Below are 390 nucleotides of genomic sequence, written 5' to 3'. Positions count from 1 at the left end.
CGATAAAGCCGCCGTCGCTCATTTTGGGAAGTGGATGGTAATGAGTTGAAAGTGAATGGAGGCGGATCAGTCGTTGGTCGCGCCGCTGCTGTAGCCGCCGGACTTCGTGCCTTTGCGCGACAGATATTCTTCGACGCGGAGTAGATTGCCTTCGCCGGCGCGTTGCACGATCGAGAGCAAATCCTCCATCGAAGACACTTCCTCGAGCTGCTCCTGCACAAACCACTGGAGGAACTGGTCGGTGGTGTAATCGCTCTCTTGCTTGGCCAGGTGGACGAGGTTGTTCACCTGGCGCGTGACGTTCTTTTCCTGCGTGAGCGAAAGTTTCACCGCGTCTTCCGCAAACTGGAAAGTGGCCTGAGGCGCCGGGATCGCCGGGATGACCAGATG

1 protein-coding gene is annotated in these 390 nt (G+C 57.7%); it reads right to left on the bottom strand.

The window, feature by feature from the left end:
* Positions 1-66: 66 nt before the first annotated feature.
* Positions 67-390 (bottom strand): ferritin (locus D7Y13_RS44655; protein WP_279637230.1); only part of this gene is annotated, 324 nt, incomplete at its 5' end.

Source organism: Corallococcus praedator, from assembly GCF_003612125.1.
GTDB lineage: Bacteria > Myxococcota > Myxococcia > Myxococcales > Myxococcaceae > Corallococcus > Corallococcus praedator.
This window is presented reverse-complemented; position numbering and strand designations above follow the sequence as displayed.